20 protein-coding genes and 1 pseudogene are annotated in these 22995 nt (G+C 68.9%); 9 read left to right on the top strand and 12 right to left on the bottom strand.

Annotated features, from left to right (window positions below; translation table 11 throughout):
- The first annotated feature begins 15 nt into the window (after nucleotides 1-15).
- The 5 genes from AC5RVS_RS06645 (at nucleotide 16) to rarD (ending at nucleotide 7743) form a co-directional block, all read left to right on the top strand.
- On the top strand, nucleotides 16-1116 hold the full coding sequence (locus AC5RVS_RS06645) for a nucleotide-binding protein (RefSeq protein WP_494107589.1): 1101 nt from the start codon (nucleotides 16-18) through the stop codon (nucleotides 1114-1116).
- Nucleotides 1113-5228, top strand: a complete 4116-nt coding sequence (eccCa, locus tag AC5RVS_RS06640; RefSeq protein ID WP_494107588.1) for a type VII secretion protein EccCa — start codon at nucleotides 1113-1115, stop codon at nucleotides 5226-5228. Before AC5RVS_RS06645 ends, eccCa begins: the two co-directional genes overlap by 4 nt.
- Nucleotides 5221-5652 carry a hypothetical protein gene (locus AC5RVS_RS06635; protein ID WP_494107587.1) on the top strand — a complete coding sequence of 144 codons (432 nt, stop codon included), beginning with the start codon at nucleotides 5221-5223 and terminating at the stop codon, nucleotides 5650-5652. The genes eccCa and AC5RVS_RS06635 overlap by 8 nt, the downstream gene beginning before the upstream one ends.
- 8 nt (nucleotides 5653-5660) lie before the next feature.
- Complete coding sequence (locus AC5RVS_RS06630) at nucleotides 5661-6653, top strand: DUF6177 family protein (RefSeq protein ID WP_494107586.1); 993 nt, start codon at nucleotides 5661-5663, stop codon at nucleotides 6651-6653.
- Nucleotides 6654-6723: 70 nt separating this feature from the next.
- A complete protein-coding gene (rarD, locus tag AC5RVS_RS06625) occupies nucleotides 6724-7743 on the top strand; it encodes an EamA family transporter RarD (RefSeq protein WP_494107872.1) in 1020 nt (339 codons plus the stop codon).
- Between the two features lie 78 nt (nucleotides 7744-7821).
- Here rarD and AC5RVS_RS06620 read toward each other — a convergent pair whose 3' ends face one another.
- The 4 genes and pseudogenes from AC5RVS_RS06620 to AC5RVS_RS06605 form a co-directional block, all read right to left on the bottom strand.
- Nucleotides 7822-8229 (bottom strand): SRPBCC domain-containing protein, encoded by a 408-nt coding sequence (locus tag AC5RVS_RS06620; protein ID WP_494107585.1) that lies wholly within the window; start codon nucleotides 8227-8229, stop codon nucleotides 7822-7824.
- Between the two features lie 132 nt (nucleotides 8230-8361).
- Nucleotides 8362-9555, bottom strand: coding sequence for an ABC transporter permease (locus AC5RVS_RS06615; RefSeq protein WP_494107584.1), 1194 nt, complete (start codon nucleotides 9553-9555; stop codon nucleotides 8362-8364).
- Nucleotides 9552-10266: pseudogene (locus AC5RVS_RS06610) on the bottom strand (ABC transporter ATP-binding protein). The gene AC5RVS_RS06615 and the pseudogene AC5RVS_RS06610 overlap by 4 nt, the downstream one beginning before the upstream one ends.
- Nucleotides 10263-11315 carry a permuted SH3 domain-containing protein gene (locus AC5RVS_RS06605; protein ID WP_494107583.1) on the bottom strand — a complete coding sequence of 351 codons (1053 nt, stop codon included), beginning with the start codon at nucleotides 11313-11315 and terminating at the stop codon, nucleotides 10263-10265. The pseudogene AC5RVS_RS06610 and the gene AC5RVS_RS06605 overlap by 4 nt, the downstream one beginning before the upstream one ends.
- A 96-nt stretch (nucleotides 11316-11411) precedes the next feature.
- Between AC5RVS_RS06605 and AC5RVS_RS06600 the strand changes: the two genes are divergently transcribed.
- The gene (locus tag AC5RVS_RS06600) at nucleotides 11412-11660 is read left to right on the top strand and encodes a hypothetical protein (RefSeq protein WP_493989456.1); all 249 of its coding nucleotides are present in this window, start codon (nucleotides 11412-11414) and stop codon (nucleotides 11658-11660) included.
- Here the strand turns inward: AC5RVS_RS06600 and AC5RVS_RS06595 are convergent.
- The 4 genes from AC5RVS_RS06595 to AC5RVS_RS06580 form a co-directional block, all read right to left on the bottom strand.
- The gene (locus tag AC5RVS_RS06595) at nucleotides 11657-12520 is read right to left on the bottom strand and encodes a universal stress protein (protein WP_493989457.1); all 864 of its coding nucleotides are present in this window, start codon (nucleotides 12518-12520) and stop codon (nucleotides 11657-11659) included. The genes AC5RVS_RS06600 and AC5RVS_RS06595 overlap by 4 nt on opposite strands.
- A gap of 235 nt (nucleotides 12521-12755) precedes the next feature.
- The gene (gene gabT / locus AC5RVS_RS06590) at nucleotides 12756-14138 is read right to left on the bottom strand and encodes a 4-aminobutyrate--2-oxoglutarate transaminase (RefSeq protein ID WP_493989458.1); all 1383 of its coding nucleotides are present in this window, start codon (nucleotides 14136-14138) and stop codon (nucleotides 12756-12758) included.
- 304 nt (nucleotides 14139-14442) lie between these two features.
- On the bottom strand, nucleotides 14443-14580 hold the full coding sequence (locus AC5RVS_RS06585) for a methionine/alanine import family NSS transporter small subunit (RefSeq protein WP_493989459.1): 138 nt from the start codon (nucleotides 14578-14580) through the stop codon (nucleotides 14443-14445).
- Nucleotides 14577-16148, bottom strand: coding sequence for a sodium-dependent transporter (locus AC5RVS_RS06580; RefSeq protein WP_493989460.1), 1572 nt, complete (start codon nucleotides 16146-16148; stop codon nucleotides 14577-14579). Before AC5RVS_RS06580 ends, AC5RVS_RS06585 begins: the two co-directional genes overlap by 4 nt.
- A 219-nt stretch (nucleotides 16149-16367) precedes the next feature.
- Here AC5RVS_RS06580 and AC5RVS_RS06575 point away from each other — a divergent pair, with 219 nt between their 5' ends.
- The 3 genes from AC5RVS_RS06575 to AC5RVS_RS06565 all read left to right on the top strand — a co-directional run bounded on the left by AC5RVS_RS06575 (nucleotide 16368) and on the right by AC5RVS_RS06565 (nucleotide 19075).
- Nucleotides 16368-17804 (top strand): PucR family transcriptional regulator, encoded by a 1437-nt coding sequence (locus AC5RVS_RS06575; protein WP_493989461.1) that lies wholly within the window; start codon nucleotides 16368-16370, stop codon nucleotides 17802-17804.
- A 49-nt stretch (nucleotides 17805-17853) separates the two neighbouring features.
- Complete coding sequence (locus AC5RVS_RS06570) at nucleotides 17854-18477, top strand: putative glycolipid-binding domain-containing protein (RefSeq protein WP_494107582.1); 624 nt, start codon at nucleotides 17854-17856, stop codon at nucleotides 18475-18477.
- A gap of 169 nt (nucleotides 18478-18646) precedes the next feature.
- Complete coding sequence (locus tag AC5RVS_RS06565) at nucleotides 18647-19075, top strand: hypothetical protein (RefSeq protein WP_493989463.1); 429 nt, start codon at nucleotides 18647-18649, stop codon at nucleotides 19073-19075.
- Nucleotides 19076-19086: 11 nt separating this feature from the next.
- Here AC5RVS_RS06565 and AC5RVS_RS06560 read toward each other — a convergent pair whose 3' ends face one another.
- From AC5RVS_RS06560 to AC5RVS_RS06545, 4 genes are read right to left on the bottom strand one after another with little or no spacing between them, the layout of a single operon-like run.
- Nucleotides 19087-19725 (bottom strand): LysE family translocator, encoded by a 639-nt coding sequence (locus tag AC5RVS_RS06560; protein ID WP_494107581.1) that lies wholly within the window; start codon nucleotides 19723-19725, stop codon nucleotides 19087-19089.
- A gap of 36 nt (nucleotides 19726-19761) precedes the next feature.
- Entirely contained in the window at nucleotides 19762-20862 is a 1101-nt protein-coding gene (locus AC5RVS_RS06555) for a polyprenyl synthetase family protein (RefSeq protein ID WP_493989465.1), read from the bottom strand.
- A gap of 9 nt (nucleotides 20863-20871) precedes the next feature.
- Nucleotides 20872-22209, bottom strand: coding sequence for a geranylgeranyl reductase family protein (locus tag AC5RVS_RS06550; RefSeq protein ID WP_494107580.1), 1338 nt, complete (start codon nucleotides 22207-22209; stop codon nucleotides 20872-20874).
- A gap of 2 nt (nucleotides 22210-22211) precedes the next feature.
- The gene (locus tag AC5RVS_RS06545) at nucleotides 22212-22973 is read right to left on the bottom strand and encodes a demethylmenaquinone methyltransferase (protein ID WP_494107579.1); all 762 of its coding nucleotides are present in this window, start codon (nucleotides 22971-22973) and stop codon (nucleotides 22212-22214) included.
- Nucleotides 22974-22995: the final 22 nt, after the last annotated feature.

The following is a 22995-nucleotide window of genomic DNA, read 5'->3' as shown; positions in this document are numbered from 1 at the left end:
GTTGGAACCGACTCCATGGAACCGATTTCGCGCCGTGACCTGATCGCCCGGGAGAATACCGCCACCGGCCACGTCCCAGCGGGCCCGCCCCCTCAAAGTTCCATGACCCCGGCCGCCCCATCCGGTGCAGGCCGCTCCGCCCGGACGCAGGTGGCCGATCCGTGGAGCACGCCGGCTCCGTCCGCCGGACCCGCCGGGCCGGGTCCGTTCGAGTCCGACGCCGAACAGCGCCGCCGCCACCTGCGCAGCCGGCGCGGCGAGCCCTGGCTGGTCCGCACCTTCCGCGCGGCGAAGGGCCTGGTCTCCTCCGACGACTACCCGCAGCGGCTGGTCGCCGCTACGGCCGGCGCGCAGGCCGCCGTCAGCACGGGGCGCCGGATCGCGGTGATCGGCAGCCGGGGCGGGGCCGGGAAGACCACGACGGCGGCGCTGCTGGCATCGCTGTACGCGGCGGCCCGGCAGGACACGATTGCTGCCGTGGACCTGGCACCCGCCGGCGGCACCCTGGCGCTGCGCCTCGGGGTGCCGGACGCGCCGGCGATCGACGACGCCGCCTCGGTCCTGCAATACTCCCCCGCCGCGGGTGCCGACGACCTGCGCCGGCGGCTGGCCGCCGCCGGGCCCAACCTCTGGGTGGCCGGAGCACGTGCCCTCGGCGGGCATGCCGGGAACACCGCGCTCTCCGCGGCAGGCCAGAACATCTCCCGGTACTGCCCGGTGGCGGTCTACGACTGCGCCACCGGCCCGGGCGAGAACCCGGACACCAACTGGGCCATCGGCGCCGCGCAGGTGGCCGTGCTGGTGGCCCCCGCCTCGGTGGCCGGCGTCCAGGGCGTACGCCGGACGGCGGCCGCGTGGGCCGCCACCCCGGAGCTGGCCGGAACCGGCCTGCTGGCCGTGCTGACGCAGACCGATGCCGATGCCCCGCTGGATCCGATGGCCGAAGCCAAGCTGCTGGCCCGGGACGGGATCCCCGTGCTGCCCCTGGGGTACGACCGGCACCTGGCCAGCGGGGTGGAGATCGACCCCGGCCTGATGTCCCGTGCGGCCCGGCTGCAGGCGGCGGAGCTCGCCGCCACGGCGCTGGCCTTGGCGATGGAGCACACCGGCCGATGAGCGTGAAGATCTTCCACCGGCCGGCCCGGACCACCGCCCCGGCCCGTGAGGCCGCTCCCTTCAGCCTGGAGGCCCCGCCGCCGATGGGCGAGAAGTCCGGCAGGATGAACGCCATGGCGCTGATCCCGCTGCTGGGCGCCGGATTGTCCATGACCGTGATGATGCTCTTCCGCGGCAACAGCCTGGCCGCCGTTGGCGCCATCGCGATGATCGTGACCGTCGTCGCGTCCATCGTCATGATGTTGGGCCAGCGCGGCCGTGCGGCCCGCACCCGGGCCGAGGAACGCGACCGCTACCTGGAATACCTGGAGGAGTCCCGGGCCACGCTGCGCGCCGACGAGCAGCGCACCATCACCACGGCGCGCACCAGCAACCCGGAACCCACCGCCCTCTTCGACATCGTCCGCAACACCGAGCGGCTGTGGGAGCGGCGCCGCGGCAACGAGGACTTCCTGCACGTGCGGATCGGCTCCGGGGAACGGATCAGCCGGCAGATCGCCATCACCGAGCAGGGCCCGGCCACGGCCCAGCGCGACACCTTCATGGACAACGAGGTCCGGATCCTGCAGCGTCGGTATGAGAGGTCGCCGGATTTGCCGCTGACCCTGCCGCTGGACTCGGCCGGCAACGTCAGCATCATCGGCTCCCGCGGATTCGTGCTCAATGCCGCCCGCAACCTGCTCGCCGAGGCCTGCGCCTTTCACTCGCCCGAAGACCTGCATGTGGGCATCGCGGCCGGCGAAGACCGGCTGGGCGACTGGGACTGGGCCCTGTGGCTGCCGCACCTGGCAGACCAGAAACAGGCCCACGCCACCGGCCCGGTCCGCCGGATGGCCCGTTCCCTGGACGAACTCGGGGCCGTGGTGGCCGACGAGCTGAACCGCCGCGCGGTGGTGGCGGCCGAGTCCTCCAAAAACCTCAGGGGCGCCAGCCAGCACCTGCCGCGCCTGCTGGTGCTCGCCGACTGCTACGGCGGACTGCCCGAAGAACTCGTGCTGCCGGACCGGCACGCCGGACTGGCCCACCTGGGGATCACCGTGGTGTACCTGGTGGCCGACCGCGGCCAGGAGCCCGGCGAAGTCAGCGTTCGCGTCACCCAGGACGGTGCGGCCGCGAACGCCGCTCCGTCCGGTGCGCGGGCGGCCCTCCCCCGGGCGGGCCGCGCGGCAGGCGCCGCCGCCCCGGAAGCCGGTGCCCCGCCGTCGGACTCGGGATTCATGATCCAGAACTACCGCGAGGATCCGGTCGAGCCGGTCCTAGAACAGGGAACCCTGGACCCCCTGGCCGTGGCGACCGCCGAGGCGCTGGCCCGGGAACTGGCGCCGATGCGGCTCTCGGCGGACTCGCTGGAACACAACACCGCCGCCAGTTCCGACAGCTTCCTGGACATGCTCGGCCTGAGCCCGGCACTGGACGAGGCGGACATCAGGCGGCTCTGGAAGCCGCGCAGCGAAGTGGACTTCCTGCGGATCCCGCTGGGCCCCGACGACCGCGGCCGGCCCGCACTGCTGGATCTGAAGGAATCGGCACAGTTCGGCATGGGCCCGCACGGGCTCTGCGTCGGCGCCACCGGCTCGGGCAAGTCGGAAATGCTGCGGTCGCTGGTGCTGGGCCTGCTGGCCACCCATCCGCCGGAATTGCTGTCCATGGTGCTGGTGGACTTCAAGGGCGGCGCCACGTTCGCTCCCTTCGCCGACGCGCCGCAGGTCTCCGGCGTGATCACCAACCTGGCCGACGACGCGAGCCTGATTGAACGCATCTATGCCAGCCTCAACGGCGAAGTGGTCCGCCGGCAGGAAGTGCTCAAGGCCGCCGGCAACATCGCCAACATCACCGACTACCAGCTGCATCGGCAGGAACGGCTGGCCCGCGGCGAGGCCATGGAGCCGCTGCCGCATCTGGTGGTGATCATCGACGAGTTCGGCGAACTGCTCACCGCCCGGCCGGACTTCATCGACCTGTTCCTCTCCATCGGCCGGATTGGCCGGTCCATCGGCGTGCACCTGCTGTTGAGCAGTCAGCGGATCGAGTCCGGCAAGCTGCGCGGACTGGAGACCTACCTGTCCTACCGGATCGGCCTGCGCACGCTCTCCGAATCGGAGTCCCGCACCGTGCTGGACACGCCGGACGCCTTCCACCTGCCGCCGGTCCCCGGGTACGGCTACCTGAAGGTGGATACCACCGTCTACACCCGGTTCAAGGCCGGCTACGTGTCGGGCCCGCTGGAGGATGTCCAGGCCCGGGAGGCGGACGAAACCGCCGGCGACGACGGCCCCCGGGTGCTGCCGATGCCCACCTATGCGGCCAGCCTGGAGCGGGCGGACGACGCCGGCACGGCCGCCGCCAAGCCTGCCCGCACCGGGGCGTCCAAGCGCACCACCGGCCCGACCGTCTTGTCCGCGCTGATGGCCACCCTGGCCAGGTTCCCGCGCGCGTTGGATCCCATCTGGCTGCCGCCGCTGCCGGCGGCGCTGGCATTGGACACCGCCGCCGGTTCGGTGACCACGACCAGCCAGGGCATCCGGCTCGCCTCCGGCGGCGGGCTGAAGGTCCCGATCGGCCTGCTGGATGACCCGGCCAAACAGTGGCAGGGTGTCTGGGAACTGGACCTGAAGTCGGCGGGCGGCAACGTGGCCATCATCGGCGGACCGCAGTCGGGCAAGAGCACCGCGCTACGCACCATCGCGGCCTCGCTGGCCCTGACCCACAGCCCGCAGGAAGTGGGCATCTACTGCGTGGACCTGCTGGGGAACTCGCTGATCCCGCTGGAGGGCCTGCCGCATGTGGGCGGTGTGGCCGTGCGGACCAACCGAGAAGTGGTCCGCCGCACGGTCGAAGAACTGCTGGCTATGCTGGGCGAACGTGAGATCGTCTTCGAAAAGTACCAGGTGGACTCGCTGGCCACCTTGCGCAGGTTGTGCGCCCAGGGCAAGATTCCCGAACTGCCCAGCGCCGACGTCGTGCTGGTCCTGGACGGCTACGGCCTGCTGACCGATGAATTCGAGGACATCGAGCCGGCCGTGCATGCGCTGATCGCCCGCGGCGGCGGCTATGGCATCCACGTGGTCACCACCGCCAACCGGCAGAATGAGATCCGGCTGGCCCAGCAGTCCTTCTTCGGCACCAAGATCGAGCTGCGCTTGGCCGATCCGGCAGATTCCTCCTACGGCCGCAAGCTGGCCGAGACCATGCCGGCCGACCGCCCGGGCCGCGCGCTGACCGACGCCAAGCTTTTCGGCCACTTTGCGCTCCCCCGCATCGACGGCGTGGCCGACGCGGACACGGCCACGCAGGGCACCTGGGACATGGTGGCCGCCGTCGCCGCCTCCACCGATGCCCGCGCCATGCAGGTGCGCATCCTGCCGCAGGTGGTGGAGGCCGCCCAGCTCGAGGTCCCGGCGCTCCAGGGCCTGCTGCCGCTCGGCCTGCGCGAGACCGATCTGGGCCCCGAAATGCTGGACGTCGTCCGCGGCGAGCACCATCTGATCGTGATGGGCGACGAACAGTCCGGCAAGACCAACCTGGTCCGTTCCCTGGTGGCCTCGCTGGTGGCGCAGTACCCGTCCCGGGACCTGGTCTTCGCCGTCTTCGACCCCCGCCGGGCGCTGGCCAACGTGGTCCCGGATGCCTACCTGGGCGGCTACGCGCCGAGCGCCGCCCAGGCCGAGCCGCTGGCCAACGCCATCGCCTCGGAGCTGTCCAAGCGAGCCGCCGGCGGCGACGCGATGCAGGACAGCATCGGCGAGGCGGACAGCATCCCGCGGATAGTGCTGCTGGCCGATGACTACGACATCCTCACGGCCGGCGGCGCCGGCCCGCTCCGCTCGCTGATCGAGTACCTGCCGATGGGCCCGGAGCTGCAGCTGAACGTGATCCTCACCCGACGGGTACGCGGGGCCGGCCGCGGCATGTACGAACAGTTCTTCGCCGCGCTGCGGGACTCCGGCAGCACCGGGCTGATCCTCTCCGGCGACCGCTCCGAAGGCGGCCTGCTCAACAACGTGCGCGCCCGCCGGTTGCCGCCCGGCCGCGGCCTGCTGGTCCGCTCCGGCGGCCCGGTGCAGACCGTGCAGACCCTGTGGACCCCGATGGAGGCAACCGCCAATGTCTAACACCGTCACCGTCGTCGCGCTGGATGAACCGGACCAGGACGTGGTCATGGTTTCGCTGCTGGCCGTGGTGCCGCAGGAGTACGTCCGCCAGACTGCCGGCAACGCCCTGCTGGAAGTGGAAGACGGCAACGGCACCACCATGCTGGCCGTCGAACTGCCGCGACTGGTCCGGGTCCCCGGCGAGGTGTCCCGGCTGCTCGCCGGCGCCACCGTGAACGCCATCGAGGGCACCCCGATCCCGTCGATCTTCTCCGACGACCCGGACTTCGCCGAGCCGGAGCACCAGGACCTGTGGTGGCAGGAGATCACCATCCGCAACGGCATCCTAGACGGCGACTCGCTCGGCTACCGGGTGGCGCAAAACATCGCCGTGCGGTGCCGCGGCGCCGTCGTCGCCCACCAACTGCCCGGGTACGGTGAATAGGGATGGACATGCACGCTTCCGCCTTCGATTTCCACACCGGGCGGACCGCCGTCGTCTTCCAGGACAAGCCGCTGGCGTTCCTCTCCCCCGCCCTCACCCGCGCCTATGTGGCCGCCCGCGCATCGGAGCGTCAGTTCGTGGTGATGACGCCCAGCACCAGCAACTTGACGCTGCCGCTGTACCAGCTGCTGCAGCGCGAGGGCTGCATCTGGATGGCCAGCGCTGCGGACGGCACGTTCTACAACGGCTTTACCGGCCAGCAGTACCGCTGGAGCGGGGACGTTTTCGCCGCCGAGGAACAGTTGGCCCCGGACTACCTCCAGGCACCGGCCGGATCCGACGGCGTGATCCAGGCCCGCGGCGAAATCCTGCATCCGGCCAGCGAGTCCACCCGGATCGGCGCCTTCACCGCCGCGCTGTTCACTGAGCTGACCGGCGCCGGGCCGGTGGGGTGGGGTATCCACGAACCGGTCAGCGAACCGTGGGACGCGGCCGAACTCACCAGCTACTGCTTTCGCCTCGCGCCGATGACCAGCAACATCGTCGTGGTCGGCCGTCCCCGTCCCGGCACGGATGTGCCATCCATCGGCGTGCTCACCGTGACGCGCTCGTCGACGGGTGTGCACGAGTCGGTGGAGCTGTTCTGCGAATCGGTGGATCCGCTCAGCGACGACGAGCTGGCCTCCTTCGGTTCGGCCATGCACCGCGCACACGCCCGCACCGCGCTGGCCGGGCACACCATGCTGCTGGACCGGCTGGCCTTCCCCGCCCGCTTCACCGGCGTCAGCGTCCCCGCGTGCTCGTTCTTCGGGCCGGAGGCGCTGGCGCAATTCGGTCCGCAGCAGGCCCTGGCCGCCGCCGGCGAGCGCGCCCGGCTGGTGGGCGTCCCGCCGCTGCAGTCGCTCGCCGTCACGTACCACCGCGATCCCTCCGGTGGCCGTCAGCATCCGCTCGATGAGTTCAGCGAACTGGTGGGAAAGCTGGCCGGCGGGAAGTTCTGACCCCGCGGCTGCACCGGAGTACGGTGGGTGGAATAGAACCCACCGACCGGAGGTTGTCGCCAGCGTGTCCATGAACGACGGAGGTGCCTCCTCGGAGCCCTCTTCCCCCGCCCGCGTGGCCGGGAGCCCGGATGGCGGCGTCAGCTCGCCGGCACGGGGGCGGCGGACCACCGAGACCCGGGCCGGCATGGGTTACGGCCTGGCGGCCTACGGGCTCTGGGGCATCCTGCCCCTGTACTTCACCGCCCTGATACCCGCCGGGCCGCTGGAGATCGTGGCCAACCGGATTGTTTGGTCGCTGCTGTTCTGTTTCCTGCTGATCACGGCGCTGCGCGGTTGGCGCACCTTCCGCGCCGCGCTGGGCAACGGGCGCACCTTTGCCACCTTGTCCCTGGCCGCGGTCCTTATTGCGGTCAACTGGTTCACCTACACGTTCGCGGTGCTGAATGAACACGCCATCGAAGCGGCGCTGGGGTACTTCATCAACCCGCTGGTGTCCGTGCTGCTGGGGGTCATCCTGCTTAAGGAACGGCTCCGCCCAGCCCAGTGGGCCGCGATGGGCGTGGCGTTCGCAGCGGTGCTGGTGCTCGCGTTCGGGTACGGCAACGTCCCCTGGATTGCACTGATTCTGGCGCTCAGCTTCGGGTTCTACGGCCTGGTCAAGAAAAACATTGGCGGCCGGGTCGATGCCGTCACCAGCCTCAGCGTGGAAACGTTGGTGCTGGCCCCGGTCTCGGTGGTCATCATGCTCATCCTGATGGCCGGCGGCCAGGCCACGGTGCTGTCCGAAGGCACCAGCCACTTCTGGCTGATGGCGGCCAGCGGACTAATCACCGCGCTGCCGCTCCTGTTCTTCGGCGCCGCCGCCCGCCGCCTGCCGCTGAGCACCGTCGGCATGCTGCAGTATCTGGCCCCCATCCTGCAGTTCATCATCGCGCTCGTCTTCCTGCACGAGCCCATGCCGTTGGAACGCTGGATCGGTTTCGGCCTGGTCTGGTTCTCCCTGGCCATCCTGACCACCGACATGGCCGTTGCCCTCAAGCGGGCGCCCAAGGCCGGGGACGAACCCGCGGCCGCCCAGGCACGCTAGGCGCCTGCGGCGGCTTGGATCACCTCCGGAGCGGCATTTCGGTTCCTCGCAATTTTTTAGGAAACAAATTTGGCCGATTTAAAGGTCGGCCAGCCCGTCGTACGTTGACCAGAATTCGGACATGGATCGTGGCCGGCCCATGGTTAAGTCTTCCAAGTAGAGAAGATGCGCGTGCCAACCGGGCAGGTAATTGACCGCTTCGCTCCCCAGGCCGTCGTGCGCCAAGACTAAGTTGGTAGTACTGCCAACCGGGGTGAGAGTGATCCGCACATCTGAAGGCGGCTCGTCCGGAAAGTCCCACGTCATGTGCAGCAGTTTTTCCGGTTCACATTCCAGAATCCGGCTGGTGCAGAGATAGTTTTCCGCGTGCTGAACGGTCACCACATCGCCGCTAACGAATCGCCCAGAGGTTAATGTCCCTAGCCAATGAGGTAAAGCCTCCGGGTCTGTAAGGCCCCACCAAAGACGGTCTGCGGGAACTTTCATGGACCACCTATGGGACACGCGTCCGCTCGCCGCTTGAATAGTACGACTTATGAGAGGCATAACCGGAGGCTAACGCACCTTCTGACACTTCGGCACCGCATCTCAGGTCCGGTTCACAGGCAGGGCGGCAAACTAGTAGCGGATCGCGTCGATGACCTTGACCCGCACGGCAACCACGGCCGGGATCAGGCCGGCCAGCGCGCCGACGGCCGTGGCGGCGGCGATGCCAAGCAGTGCCGCTTCCACCGGGAACGGCGGCAGTTCGCTGATGCCCTGGGCGATCAGGTCCTGGACCCACGGGCTCTTCACCACGGCGACGGCGAGCATCACCCCCACCACGCCGGCCACGAACGTCGCGACCACCGACTCGAGCATGACGCCGAAGAAGATCCGGCCGGAGGTCGCTCCGAAACTGCGCCGGATGCCGATTTCCCGCACCCGGTACCTGACCGTGACCATCGAGATGTTCAGCAGTCCCACGGCGCCGAGCAGCAGCACGAGTCCGGCGATGCCGCCCACCGCCCACTGGATGCCCTCGAACGGGTCGCCCCAGGCGGCATAGTCGCTGCGGTACACATGCGCCTGGGCATCGGGAAACTGGGCCTGGAGGTCGCCGGCGATCGCCGCGCTCAGGCCCGGCTCGAGTTCGACCGGGAGCCACATTTCCAAGACGGGAGGCGGACCTGCCGCCCCGCCCAGGCCCCAACGCTCGTACTGGCTGGTGAGCATCATGGCCTGGGCCATGGCACCCTGGTAGAAGTCCGGCATCACTCCCACCACGGTGGCCGCGATCGGCCGCTGCTGGAAGATCTGCACGACCGGATTCCGCGCCAGATCGGGTTCGCCCAGCTGCCGGTGGAATGCTTCGTTGATGATCACCGCCGGTGCAAGCGCCGCGGCGTCCGCTTCCGTGAACCAGCGGCCGGTCACCAGGTTGACCCGCCGCATCTCGCCATAGCTGCGGTCCACCACCGTGGTCTCGGCGGTCATGACTCCGTGGGGGAATTGGAACGGGACCTGGGCGAAGGCCCGGCGGCTCGCGTATTCCACGCCGTAGCGTTCCACGAGCCCCTCGAAGGCGGCCTGCAGGACCGCCGAATCCTCGCTTCCCGTCGGCGTGTGGACCTCAACCGTCACCGTCGCTGCGCGGCCTCCGGATTGCTCCTGCCCCTGCACCAGGCCTTCCCTGGCCATGTTGCCGAGCCCGACGACGGTGGTCAGGGCAGCGACGGACAGCGCCACGCCGATCAGGGCCAGCAGGATCCGGGTCTTGTGGATGCGCAGCTCGGCCCATGCCTCGACCAGGAGGGCAACGGCGCCGGTCATACCGCAAACTCCGAAGCGTGCAGAATCCCGTCGCCCAGCCGGTAGTGACGCTGGGCCAAGACCGCCACATTCGCATCGTGCGTGATGGTCACCAGGGCCGCACCCGACTCCTGAACCACCTCATCCAGCAGGGCCATCACGCTTTGCCCGGTTTCTATGTCCAGGGCACCGGTAGGCTCATCCGCGAGGATCAGCTTGGGCGACCGCACCAGCGCCCCGCGCGATGGCGATCCGCTGCTGCTCGCCGCCGGAGAGCTTGTGCGGCTTCTCCCCCAGCCGGTCGCCCAGGCCGACCCGATCGAGCATTCGGGTGGCCAGCCGCTCACGCTGCCAGAATTGCCTACCGCCGGCATAGAGCAGCGGCGTCATGACGTTTTCCAGTGCGGTCCGGCCCGGCAACAGGTTGAACTGCTGGAAGATGAATCCCACGCGCGCACCGCGGGCCACGGCGCGCTGCTTCTCCCCCATGGTAGAAACCGCCCGCCCCTCAAAAAACATCTCGCCGGTGCTGGGCACGTCCAGCAGGCCCAGGATGTTCAGCAGCGTGGACTTTCCCGACCCGGACCGGCCGACTATCGACACATGCTCTCCGGTACTGACGCTCAGCTCGATGCCCTGCAGGATGTGCAGCGGGCCGCGCTCCGGGATGTGCACGCTCCGCGTCACTCCCCGCAACTCCAGCAGCGGGGCCCCGGTCGCCGCAGCGCTCATCCGCCCACCATGCCGAAATCGGCTTCCATGCCGGGCATCATCTGGTCCCCGGGCGCGCCGGGAATGAACTGCAGGACCACGTCACCCTCTTCCAGCCCCTCTACGATCTCCACCTGCATCCCGTCGTTCAGTCCCAGGGCGACCGGGCGCTCAACCGGCGCCCCGCCGTCGTCCTCCACCACCCACACCAGGCCGGTGTCCACGGATCCCTGGACCGCCGTGGTGGGTACCACGATCACGTTTTGGGCGGTTCCGGCGGTGATGTCGATCGTTGCGCCCAGCCCGGCGAAAACCTTGACGTCGGCTGGGACGGCGCAGCTGACAGTGCCCGTCGCCGCAGCCGGGGCTGCCGGACCGAACGGATCCCCGGGCTGCTCCTGAACCGGGCCCGCGGCGCCGACTGCCGGGCTTTCCCCGACCGTCACTGCCTTGCATTCGAAGGGAGCCGGACCGCCGGTGACCGTCACGGTGGCGGAACTGGGCCGGTCGAGCAGCCGGAACTGCTGGTCAGCGGTCAGTGTTCCCGTCACCGAAAACGTGCCCGGGGAAATAACGGCTGCTTCGGCACCGACCGAGACCTGCTGGTCCACCAGCACGGACAGATCGGTGAGCTTGCCCGCAGCGGGGGCCACCACGTTCACGTAGGTGTACGCAGGAGCAGCCGGTGGAGCCGGCTCGTCCTCCGAATCCGGCTCCAGGGAGACCTGCTGCACGGCGTCGGGCTCCAAGAGCTTCTGCACTTGGAAGAGCGCATCTCCCTTGGCCACGTTCGCGCCGGCCCCTACGAACAAGTAGTTCACCGTGCCTTCCGCCGTGCTGCGCACGGTCACGGCCGGGTCGCTGGCAACCGAGCCCTCGAGCTGCACCACATTGTTCACGGTGCCCATGGCCGCCGGGATGCTGGGCGTGACCAGTTGGGCTGAAGGCTGCCCGGTGACCGCCTCCGCGCGCATGCCGTCCACGAAGGCAAGCTTGAAGAGCGCGGCAGCTATGACGGCGAAAATCGCCAGCCAAACCACCGGCAGAACATAGCGGCGCACAACACTCATGCGGGATCCCCCTCGTCGACGTGGCGCTAAAGCGCGTGACGGCGGGAAGTTGACACATGATGTGAGACATACACCCGCTTGTGACGGAGGTTACCAGTGCCGGATCGCGGCGACCGGCCAAGACACGGTTGGACCGGACAGCAGGACCGGTTCTGGCAGCTGGTGCACGTCGGCAAATGGGGCTCGTGGGCGCTGGTCAGCCTCAGCTTCGTGCTGGTGGCCGCCGTGAAGGCGCAAGAGGGCCGCTTTTACGGCGGGACGGACGTGGTTCCTGCCGTGAGTACGGTCCCGCCGCCTCCCCAGGAAGGTGCGCAGCCGCGGTCAGCGGCCGGCTCGCCGGATTAGTCGCGCACCCCGTCCACTTCCTGCGGAACCACCACCATGGGTACCGGCAGCGAGCGCAGGACCTTGTACGCCGTGGCGCCAAGGAACAGGCGGTTGTGCTGGGCCAGCCGGCTGGATCCCATGACCACCAGTTCGCCCTCGTCCCAGTCCAGGGAATCGATGGCCTCTTCGATGTTGCGCCCATGGGCCACGGTCACCGTGGCGTTCCCGGCCGGCAGTTCGGTGGCGGCTTGGGCCAGCACGGAGTTCGCGTGCAGGTGGGCGCTGTGGATGGCCTCGCCGCTGTCCGAGTCTTCACGGGTATCCAGGGAGACCAGGGAAACCAGGCGCAGCTGCAGGCCGCGGCGCGAGGCCGCGTTCAGGGCAACATCTCGAGCCGCCTGCGCGCCCTGCCGCTCCCCGATGAATGCGGTCAACCGGGTCAGCGGCTCTGTCCGCTGGTAGCCGCGGGGCGCCAACGCCACCGGAATCGGCGAGGCGTGCAGGAGGGCATTGGCCACGCTGCCCACCGTGAAGCGCTTGAACAGGCTGTTGCTGCTGGCGCCGATGACAATCAACCTGGCGCCGGCTTCTTCGCCCGCCGCGATCAGCCCTTCGGCGAACGACTCGGCGGACCGCACCTTGAATTCGGCATTGACGTCTGCCGGGACCAGCTTCAAAGCCTCGCGACGGGCGGTGAGGACTTCCTGCTCGCTGGCGCTGACGCGGCTTCCTTCGGGGTTCAACGCCACGTAGGGAGCGCTGTCCGCCACCACGTAGACGATATCCAGCCCCGTCCCCTGGGTCCGGGCGATTGCCACGGCCAATGCCACGGCATCGGCTCCCCGCTCGTCCGGCTGGTAACCCACCACATAACGCATGCAAACTACCCCTGTCCCTGTCCGTAAAGCAGCGGATGCGACGCTGCCGGCAACATCCGCACCCCATGAGGCGATGATGGTTCCGACTCTAGCCGGAGACTGCCGGCCGCGACAGGCTGGAAGCAGGGGCCAGACCGGGCGGCGGCAGCGGCCTGAAACGACCGCGGGCGGCCGCCGGGCCCCGCCGCTGATGGCGGGGGATCCGGCAGCCGCCCGTTCGGACGGTGCCCGTGTACTAGGCCGCTGCCACCTTGCGGATGGCCGCTTCCAGCACGTCCAAGGCATCGGCCAGCAGTTCGTCGCCGATCACCAGCGGCGGCAGCAGGCGCACCACGTTGCCGTAGGTACCGCAGGTCAGGATGATGACGCCTTCCTGCAGGCAGGCTGCGGCGATCTCCTTGGTGGCCTCGGCGTTGGGTTCCTTGGTGGTCTGGCCGGTGCCCGGCTTGACGAACTCCATGGCCAGCATGGCGCCGCGGCCGCGCAGCTCGCCGATGATGTCCACTTCCTCGGCCAGCTGCCGCAGCCGGCCCATGACCTGCTCTTCGATGTGGCGGGCCCGGGCGTTGAGGTCCTGGGTCTGCATGGTTTCGATGGCAGCCAGCGCGGCGGCACAGGCCACCGGGTTGCCGCCGTAGGTACCACCCAGTCCGCCCGGGTGCACGGCGTCCATCAGCTCGGCGCGGCCGGTGATTGCGGAGAGCGGCATGCCGCCGGCAATGCCCTTGGCCATCGTGATGATGTCGGGCACCACGCCGTCGTGCTCCGAGGCAAACCAGGCACCGGTGCGCGAGAACCCGGACTGGACTTCGTCCGCGATGAACACCACGCCCTTGTCCTTGGCCCACTCGGCCAGTGCGGGCAGGAAGCCCTCGGCCGGGACAATGAAGCCGCCCTCGCCCTGGATCGGCTCGATCAGGATGGCGGCCACGTTCTCGGCGCCGATCTGCTTCTCGATCATGGTGATGGCGCGGCGTGCCGCGTCCTCACCCTTAATGTCGGTTTCCTCGCGGTACGGGTAGCTCATCGGCACCCGGTAGATCTCCGGCGCGAAGGGGCCGAAGCTGCCGGCCGGGCTGGACTTGTACGGGGTTGCCTTGGCGGTCAGGCCCATCGTCAGGTTGGTGCGGCCGTGGTAGGCGTGGTCAAAAGCGACGACGGCGGTGCGGCCGGTGGCGATGCGGGCCACCTTCACGGCGTTCTCCACGGCTTCGGCCCCGGAGTTGAACAGCACGGAACGCTTCTCGTGGTCGCCCGGGGTCAGCTCGGCCAGCTTCTCGGCGACGGCGATGTAGCCCTCGTAGGGGCTGACCATGAAGCAGGTGTGGGTGAACTTGGCGACCTGCTCCTGCACCGCGGCGACGACGGCGGGGTCGGAGGCGCCGACGCTGGTCACGGCGATGCCGGATCCCAGGTCGATGAACGAGTTGCCGTCCACGTCGGTGATGATGCCCCCGTCGGCGTCGGCCACGTAGACCGGAACGCTGGAGGCGACGCCGCCTGCAACCACGGCGCTGCGGCGGGCGGCCAGTTCGGCGGACTTCGGGCCGGGGAAGCCTGCGGAAACATCCCGCTTCTGCTCCAGCCGGAACTGGGGCTGGGTCGACTGAGTGGTCATGATGTGCCTTTCACGTTGAGGGTGGGAATGCCGCGGACAGCCCGAAGGACCCGCACACTCGCATCGCAGCGGCAGCTTCGCGGGAGCCGGCGGGCAGGCCGGGCCACGGCGAAGCCGCGCTCTACAGCGAGATTACGGTTCCCGGCCCGAAGCTGCCTATGGCGGCCCGCACAGCAAAGGCGCCACCTTGCCGTGCAATTGGCCAGAAGGGAGAGCCGGCAACCGAGCGGTGTGCCGAGGCACCGAGGGGCCGCCCCGCCCGCCGTTTCGCGCCCCGGGGCGCAGCCGGGCGGGCGGAGCCAGGTCAGAGCTCGGGTGCGTGGTCCGTCGGCAGGGCACCCTCGTCTTCGGGGTGGCGGCTGAGGTTGACCAGGGCCAACGCCAGGCCTCCCCAGACCGTCAGGATGGAAATGATCAGCATGACAATCGCTGCGGTACTCATGGCTGTGTCTCCTTCAGGGTGTGGGCATCCAGCTCCGGGTCGTTGGCCGCCGACTTCTTGCTCCAGGGAATCAGCGACAGGATGAAGCCGACCACGATCAGGGACCCCGCCATGCCCCAGCCGAAGACGTTCACGAACCAGTCGGGCATGGGCGGGTCGCCGTAGCCTTCCTGGATCCTCTTGATCAGTTCGCTGATCAGGATGTAGCCCAGCACGATCGGCGCGATGATGCCCACCATGATGCGCCACCACAGGCCCAGCTTGATGGATGAAACCTCGCTGACGTGTCCGCCGAGGAGCGGCAGCTTGCGGAATCCGTAGGTCACCAGCAGCACGGTCGCCAGGGCACACGCCATGATGCCGAAGCTGTTGACGAACGCGTCGGTGACGTCCAGCAGGTTCAGGCCGGTGGTCGTCGGGAACAGCAGGATGGAAATCAACGCCAGCGGGATGCCGACCCACCAGGTGGTCTTGACGCGGCTCATGCCGAGCTTGTCTTGGACCGCGGAGATGATGACTTCAATGATGCTGATCAGCGAGGTGAACCCGGCGAACACCAGCGAGCCGAAGAAGAGCACCCCGAGCAGTCCGCCCAGCGGGGCCTCGGAAATGATGGTGGGGAACGCGATGAACGCCAGCCCGATCCCACCGGCGGCAACGTCGCCGACCTCGGCACCGGCGCTGAAGGCCATGAAGCCGACCGCCGCGAAGACGCCGATGCCGGCAAGGATCTCAAAACCCGAGTTCGCGAAGCCCACCACGAACCCGGACCCGGTCAGGTCCGTCCGGTGCTTGAGGTAGGACGCGTAGGTGACCATGATGCCGAAGGCAACGGACAGCGAGAAGAATATCTGGCCATAGGCCGCAGCCCATACCGTCGTATTGGTGAGCGCACCCCAGTCGGGAGTGAACAGAGCGTTCAGCCCGTCGGCGGCGCCCGGGAGGAACAGCGACTGGATCACCAGGAGCAGGAACATGACCAGCAGCAGCGGCAGGAACACGATGTTCGCCCGTCCGATGCCCTTTTGCACGCCGGCGGCGAGCACCAGCAGCACCACCGCCCAGACCACCACCAGCGGGATGAGGACCGTCGGCACGAAGTCGAAGCCGATGTTCACGTCCTCGCTCACCTGCAGGAACGACCCCAGGAAGAATCCGGCGGGGTCGTCGCCCCACGCCTCGGTAAAGGAGTAGATCATGTACATCGCGGCCCACGCGATGATGACGGCGTAGTAGACGCAGATGACGAAGCAGATGGCCACCTGCCACCAGCCCAGGCCTTCTGCGCCGCGCGCCAGCCGGCGGAAGGCCAGCGGGGCGGACCCGCGGTGGCGGTGGCCGACGGCGTAATCCAGGAACAGCAGCGGGATGCCGGCCGTCAGCAGAGCGACCAGGTAAGGAATGATGAAGGCGCCGCCGCCGTTTTCGTAGGCAACATACGGGAAGCGCCAGATGTTGCCCAGGCCGACGGCGGAGCCGATCGCCGCGAGGATGAACACCTTGCGGGTGGACCACATCTCGCGTTTGGGCTTGGCGCCCGACGCTGCCTGCGGTGAAGGGGTACTCATGAAGGGACCTCACGGTGTAGGGCTGGCAGGGGTGTGACGCGTGTGACGCCGCGGACCATCCTAGCGCCGTGGCGGCTGCCCCGAAAACCGTGACCGGCGCCGACGCCACGCAAAAGCGCGAAGGTTTGGACCGGCGCCCGGTCCGCCCCTCCGCGAGCGCGCCCTGACGCCTAGCCACCCGTAGTGCAGCTGCACAACAGCTGCCCGTATAGTGAAGGCATGGCTGTCACTCTCGCCAAACTACTGGCCTCCCCCGCGCTGCACCTGAAGCTTGTCGGTACCGCGCAGGGCGACCCTGACGCGCCCATTACCTGGGTGGCTTCGACGGAACTCGAAGACCCGGCGCCCTTCCTGACCGGTGGAGAAGTGGTGCTGACCACGGGCCTGCGCCAGAAGACCGTGGCCGCGCAGCGCAGATTCGTGGAGCGGGTGCACGAAGCCGGTGCGGTCGGCATGGGCTTCGCGCTCGGGCTCACGCACCGCCGGGTCCCGCCGGGCGTGCTCGCGGCTGCCAACGAACTTGAGCTTCCGGTCTTTGAAGTTCCCTACGAGACCCCGTTCGTGGCGATCAGCAAGATGGTCGCCGACGCCATTTCCGCCGACCACTACAACCGCCTGGAGCACCTGCTCAAGGACCACCAGGCGCTGGCCGCCTCGCTGTTGGGCGGCGGCGGCCTCCCCGCGCTCCTGCGCACCCTGGCAGCAATGGTGGGCACCGACGTCGTGCTCTCCCAATACGGCACCCGGCTGTACGGGACCGGTGGCGGCGAGGGAACCAGCTGGCACGAGGTTCCGATCGCCACCGGCCTGAAGGACCGCTGCACGCTGGCCTTGGGCAAGCCGTACGAGCGCAACGCCATCGTGGACTACGCGCAGAGCCTTATTAGCCTGGAGCTGAGCAACCAGGCGCACCGCCGCGCGGCCGACCGCAGCTCCGTGGGCCAGGTGCTGCTGGATGTGGTGCGCGGCGTGCTGCAGGGCGGCGACGCCTCACTGCGGCTGAGCAACGTGGGGATCGACGCCGGACGCCGGCAACTGGTGGTCATGGTGCAGGTGGGAGCAGCCCAACGCCGCGCGCTGCCCACGTTGCCGCTGCCGGCCGCGTTCGACGGCGTGGTCACCGGCCTGGTCGACGAGCGGCTGGTGCTGGTGGTGCAGGGCGCCGAGTCGGGTGACGCGCTGGGCCGAGAGCTCAGTGCTTACCTGCAGAACGCCGGCCTCTCGGCAACGGTCGGGGTGGGCGGCAGCTATGCGCAGGCGAACGGGCTGCGCTGGAGCTACTTCGAGGCCAAGGAGGCCGTAGGCCGGGGTGAGCGGCTGAACGTGCCGCAGCGGCTGTCCCTGACTTCCTTGCTGCTGGCATCGGAAGACGTGCCGCTGGCCGATCTTGCGGCCGAGGCGCTCGACCCGCTGGCCGAGTTCGACGCGGCCCACGACGCGGCGCTGCTGCCCACGCTGCAGACCTATTTGGAGTTAAACGGCTCGGTGGCGGCCGTGGCCGAGGAACTGGGCCTGCACCGGAACTCCGTGCGCTACCGGCTGTCCCAGATCGTGGAGCTGACCGGCTACGATCCCGCCCTCACCGCGGACCGCGTGCACCTGTGGCTGGCCCTGACGGTACGGCGGCTGGGTTCGGACTCGCGGACGAAAGGCTAGGCGGCTGCCATCCCTTGCCAAGGCAGCGCACAGACACAAGGCTGGGGGCATGGGACACGAGACGCACGAAAGCCGGACGGTCACCTGGGTGGGAACCGACGATCCGCAGCGCGCGGACACGGCGACCCTGAATCTGGAACCGGAACGGCTGAGCGCACACGGCGCCTCCCGCACCGCCAGCTACGCCGCCAGCTGGTCCCTCACGACCACCGGCAACTGGTTCACCGAAAACCTCACGGTTTCCGTCCACGGACGGGGCTGGAGCCGGCACCTGGTGCTGGACCGCGCGCCCGACGGCACCTGGAGCTCTGCGACCAGAGTGTCCGGCGACAGCGACCTGCCGGAGCCGGGCATCGCCGATCCGGAATCCCTGGTCGGGGCGGTGGACTGCGACCTGGGTTTGTGCCCGGCCACCAACACCATGCCGATCCTGCGGCTGGGCCTGGTTCACGACGCCGAAGCCGCCGCGGAGTTGACGGTCGCGTGGGTGGAGATGCCGAGCCTGCGCGTGCTCGGCCGGCAGCAGATCTACAGCGGCTCCCGCGCCTACGACGACGGCACCGGCACCGCCGCGGTCACCTACACCTCCGGGGACTTCAGCGCCGAGATCGTGGTGGATTCGGACGGCATCGTGATCGACTACCCCGGCCTGGCCACCCGCCGCCGCGACTGACGGCAGGCGCGTCGGAAGGCACCCGGCGCGTCCTGCAGTGCCGGAGTCGTGCGCGGGGCCCCTCCCCGCACCGCCGTCTGGTGCCGCCGCCGGCCGCCGTTCAGCACAGTCGGTGCCGCCGCATAGGATGGAACTCAAGCCCTCCAATCAACCGTTCCAGGGAGAAACCATGCCCGAAATGTTCGTGGACAAATTCCGTGCCCTCGTGCCCAAATACCTGGACCGGAAGTGGACCGAGGACGACGGCATCTCCTACGACGAACTCGAGGGGCTGCTGGGCGGTCACAAGTTCCAGGTCCCGCAGGCGTTGGTGGAGTTCTACCACGCGCTCGGCGGCTGCGAAGACCTGATGGAGGCGCACGACTTCTTCTTCGACCCGGACGAACTGGAGATCGAAGACGGCTACCTGCTGTTCCTGGACGAGATGGACGAAGAAGCGAACTGGGGCTTCAGGACGGAACATCTGGATGTACCGGACCCCATCGTCTGGATCCGTACGAACGGCCCGAAGCCCCAGTGGCAGAGCGAGGAGGCGACCTTCAGCGAGTTCGTCTTCGACATGTTCGAGTGGGTCTTCGACGACGACGAGGAAGACTGAGAAAGCCTGGCTCAGCGTCCTTCGACTGCCAGCCCGACGCCGAAACCGACCAGCACGGTGCCCGTGATCCGGTCGATGGAGCGCGTCACGGCCGGGGTGCGCAGCCACTTCCGGGCCAGGTGCGTGCCCCAGATGATGGCCGAAAAGAACACCAGCCCCTCCAGATTGTGCACCAGGGCCAGCGCCGTGCCCATCAGCGCCGGGGAAACGTCCGGCGGGATGAACTGCGGGATCATCGCCACATAGAAGACGCCGACCTTCGGGTTTAACAGGTTCGTCCCGACGCCGGTGAGCCACGCCCTGACGTACGACGACGCAGCGGCCGGCGCGCCGGCGTCTGGAAGGTACGGGGCCGGTTTCCGGAACGACCGGATCAACATCCGGGTGCCCAGCCAGACCATGTAAGCGGCGCCGGCCAACTTCAGCACCGTAAACGCTGTTTCGGAGGCAGCCAGCAGGGCCGACGCCCCGACTGCGGCCGCGATGCCCCAGACCAGGGCCCCGGTGTTAATGCCTAACGCCGTAGCGTATGCCTTGCCCCGGCCCTCGCTGACGGCTGAGCGCAACACCAATGCGGTATCCATCCCGGGAACCAGGGTCAGCAGGCCGGCCACCAGGGCGAAGGACAAGAGTGCTTGTTCTACGGTCACTCGTTATCCCTCGAAAGACGGCGCAGGCACGGCAGGTCAGACCTCGCGGTCCACCACGGCCTCGGCGAAGGCTGTCAGCGCGGCCTTGACCGTGCTCTCGGGCAGCGGGGCCAGCGACACCTTGGCGGCTTCGGCCCATTCACCCGCGATGGCCCAGGCCTTGGCGGTGACCGGGTGCCCGCGCAGCGCGGAGACCGCGTCGGCCAGTGCCTCGTCGGACGTCAGGTCGGCGTCCACCAGTTCCAGCACGGCGGCGGCTGACGCGTCGCCGTCGGCCGCGGCCTGGCGCAGCAACAGGACCGGCAGGGTGGGGACGCCCTCACGCAGGTCGGTGCCGGGGGTCTTGCCGGACTTGGCCTTGAGGCCGGTCACGTCGATCACGTCGTCGGCCAACTGGAAGGCCACGCCCACCTTCTCGCCGTATTCCAGCATCACGTTCACGGCCTGCTCGCCGGCGCCGGAGAACATGGCGCCGAGCTGGCCGGAGGTGGCGATCAGCGAGGCGGTCTTGTCCGCAATCACGGAGAGGTAGTGCTCCACCGGATCCTCGTCCTCGCGCGGGCCGACGGTCTCGTGCAGCTGGCCCAGGCAGAGCCGCTCGAAGGTGCGCGCCTGGATGCCCACTGCTTCGGGCCCCAGCTCGGACACCAGCAGCGACGCGCGGGCAAAGATCAGGTCGCCGGCCAGGATGGCCACCTGGTTGCCCCACACCTCGTGGGCGGTCGGGGCGCCCCGGCGGTACGGCGCGGAGTCCATCACGTCGTCGTGATAGAGCGTGGCCAGGTGCGTCAGTTCGACGACGACGGCGGCCTGCACCACGTCGGGAACCGAACCGTTCCCCAGCTGCGCGGCCAGGATGGTCAGCAGCGGACGGATCCGCTTCCCGCCGGCTTCCACGAGATGGCGGCTGGTGGCATCGGCGAACGGATCGGAATGTGCAATGGCAGCACGCAGCTGCTTCTCCACCCGCGCCAAGGCGGTGGAAACCGCGGGACCGAGCACGGCGTCCTGGGCCACCGGGGCGAATCCATCCGGCAGGTTCAAGCTGGTGGCAAGGGCGGCAGTCGCGGTATCCAGCTCCGGCGACTCCGGCGGGTTCTGGCCGGCGGGAGTCCAACTCGGTTTGGCGTCAGTCACTGTTCAACACTAACTAATCGTGGGGGCGGTATGGCCGGCCGGCTTGTGGCTGCCGGCCTGGTTGGATGCCGGCGGCGTCAGTTGCTCCAGCAGATGAATAACTCTATCCTCAAATCCCCGGCCGCCCGAGTCGGTCAGATTGGCCAGCATCCGCACCACGAAGCGCATCAACGGCGGGACCGGCATTCCGGTCCTCAAAGCCAGTTTCATGATGGCCGGTTTGCCGATCAGCTGGGCAAAAATCCGGCCCAGGGTGAAGTGGCTGCCCCAGTGCCCGCGGATGATTCCCGGGTAGCGGGCCATCGCGGCGTCGAAGCCGGCCATGCTGAGCAGCTGCCCGCCGGTCCCGGACAAGCGGCCATGCGCGTCGGCAATCAGCTCCGCCGCGTAGCGGGCGGACTCCATGGCGTAGGAGATGCCTTCTCCGTTAAACGGGCTGACCATGCCGCCGGCGTCGCCGAGCAGCAGCAGGCCGGGGCTGTAGTGCGGCGTGCGGTTGAACCCCATCGGCAGGGCCGCACCGCGGATCTGCCCCACCTGGTTCTCCTCGGTGAAGCCCCAGTCCGCCGGCATGCCGGCGGTCCACTCGCGGAGCACCTGCCGGTAGTCCAGCTTGCCGAAGGACTTGGACGAGTTCAGGATGCCCAGGCCCACGTTGGACGTGCCGTCGCCGACACCGAAGACCCAGCCGTAGCCGGGCAGCGGGTTGCCGGCCGCATCCGGAAGCTCCAGCCAGCCTTCCATCCAGTCGTCGTCGTGCCGGGGGGAGGTGAAGTACGTGCGCACGGCCACGCCCAGCGGCCGGTCGTCGCGCTTCTCGATGCCCAGGCTCAGGGCCGTGCGGGTGGAGTTGCCGTCGGCGGCCAGCACCACGTCGGCGAAGAAGTCCTTGGTCTCGCCGGTCTTGCGCCCGCGCCCGTCCAGCACGTTGGCGCGCACCCCGGCGACCCGTCCGGCCTCGTCCCGGAGGGCGGTGGAGACGGAGTGGCTTTCCAGCACGACGGCGCCGGCGTCCGCCGCGTGGCGGGCCAATTGCTCGTCAAAGCCGAGCCGGGTGCGGATCAGCCCGTAGTCCGGGAAGTCGCTCAGTTCCGGCCAAGGCAGCTCGAGCTGCCGGCCGCCGGCGATCAGCCGCAGCCCCCGGTTTCGGCGCCAGCCGGCGGATTCCTCGTGCGGCAGTCCCAGCAGCTGAACTTCGCGCACGGCGCGGGGCGTCAGGCCGTCGCCGCAGACCTTTTCGCGCGGGAACGCCGTCTTTTCCAGCACCGTGACGTCCACGCCGGCGCGGGCGAGGTAGTACGCGGCCGTGGATCCGGCCGGGCCTGCCCCAACAATGAGAACTGACATGGCTACAGGGTGTGCCTGCTGCTCTGGCGCCGCAGCGCGGCCTGCGCGTCGGCGTTGGCCGCATCGTCGCGGCCCGGCTTGATGGCGCGGTGGACGGCGACGATGCCGCCGGACAGGTTGCGGTACGCCACGTCCTGCCAGCCTTCGCCGGTGATCCATTCGGCCAGCTGGTGCTGGTTGGGCCAGGCGCGGATGGACTCGGCCAGGTAGACGTAGGAGTCGGGGTTGGACGAAATTTTGGACGCGATCGCCGGCAGCGCGCGCATCAGGTACTCGGTGTAGACGGTGCGCCAGACCGGGAGGGTCGGGTGCGAGAACTCGGCGATCACGAGCCGGCCACCGGGCTTGGCCACGCGCAGCATCTCGCGCAGCGCCAGTTTCGGATCGCTGACGTTGCGCAGGCCGAAGGAGATGGTCACGGCGTCGAAGGAGTTGTCCGCGAAGGGCAAATTGGTCGCGTCTCCGGCCACGAAATCAATGTCCGGGCGGCGGCGCTTGCCCACGCGCAGCATCCCGAGGGAGAAATCGCACGCCACCACATGGATGCCGGCATCGGCATACGGTTCGCTGGAGGTGCCCGTTCCGGCGGCCAGGTCCAGGACCTTCTGGCCACGCTTGGCATCCACCGCGTCCACCACGACCCGGCGCCACCGGCGGGTCTGGCCCATCGACAACACATCGTTGACCAGGTCGTACTTCGGCGCCACGTCATCGAACATGGCGGCTACTTCATCCGGGCGCTTCTCCAGCGATGCACGATTCACTGGCCCATTGTCTCAAAGACCG

The sequence above is a fragment of the Arthrobacter sp. Y3221048 genome (genome assembly GCF_059092685.1).
Note: the sequence above shows the minus strand (reverse complement) of the source record. Positions and strands in the feature narration are given on the sequence as shown.

Bases quoted from the DNA above. Each gene is read 5' to 3' on its own strand.
- AC5RVS_RS06645 (WP_494107589.1), top strand. From the start codon at position 16: ATGGAACCGATTTCGCGCCGTGACCTGATCGCCCGGGAGAATACCGCC.
- eccCa (WP_494107588.1), top strand. From the start codon at position 1,113: ATGAGCGTGAAGATCTTCCACCGGCCGGCCCGGACCACCGCCCCGGCC.
- AC5RVS_RS06635 (WP_494107587.1), top strand. From the start codon at position 5,221: ATGTCTAACACCGTCACCGTCGTCGCGCTGGATGAACCGGACCAGGAC.
- AC5RVS_RS06630 (WP_494107586.1), top strand. From the start codon at position 5,661: ATGCACGCTTCCGCCTTCGATTTCCACACCGGGCGGACCGCCGTCGTC.
- rarD (WP_494107872.1), top strand. From the start codon at position 6,724: ATGAACGACGGAGGTGCCTCCTCGGAGCCCTCTTCCCCCGCCCGCGTG.
- AC5RVS_RS06620 (WP_494107585.1), bottom strand. From the start codon at position 8,229: ATGAAAGTTCCCGCAGACCGTCTTTGGTGGGGCCTTACAGACCCGGAG.
- AC5RVS_RS06615 (WP_494107584.1), bottom strand. From the start codon at position 9,555: ATGACCGGCGCCGTTGCCCTCCTGGTCGAGGCATGGGCCGAGCTGCGC.
- AC5RVS_RS06605 (WP_494107583.1), bottom strand. From the start codon at position 11,315: ATGAGTGTTGTGCGCCGCTATGTTCTGCCGGTGGTTTGGCTGGCGATT.
- AC5RVS_RS06595 (WP_493989457.1), bottom strand. From the start codon at position 12,520: ATGCGTTATGTGGTGGGTTACCAGCCGGACGAGCGGGGAGCCGATGCC.
- gabT (WP_493989458.1), bottom strand. From the start codon at position 14,138: ATGACCACTCAGTCGACCCAGCCCCAGTTCCGGCTGGAGCAGAAGCGG.
- AC5RVS_RS06585 (WP_493989459.1), bottom strand. From the start codon at position 14,580: ATGAGTACCGCAGCGATTGTCATGCTGATCATTTCCATCCTGACGGTC.
- AC5RVS_RS06580 (WP_493989460.1), bottom strand. From the start codon at position 16,148: ATGAGTACCCCTTCACCGCAGGCAGCGTCGGGCGCCAAGCCCAAACGC.
- AC5RVS_RS06575 (WP_493989461.1), top strand. From the start codon at position 16,368: ATGGCTGTCACTCTCGCCAAACTACTGGCCTCCCCCGCGCTGCACCTG.
- AC5RVS_RS06570 (WP_494107582.1), top strand. From the start codon at position 17,854: ATGGGACACGAGACGCACGAAAGCCGGACGGTCACCTGGGTGGGAACC.
- AC5RVS_RS06565 (WP_493989463.1), top strand. From the start codon at position 18,647: ATGCCCGAAATGTTCGTGGACAAATTCCGTGCCCTCGTGCCCAAATAC.
- AC5RVS_RS06550 (WP_494107580.1), bottom strand. From the start codon at position 22,209: ATGTCAGTTCTCATTGTTGGGGCAGGCCCGGCCGGATCCACGGCCGCG.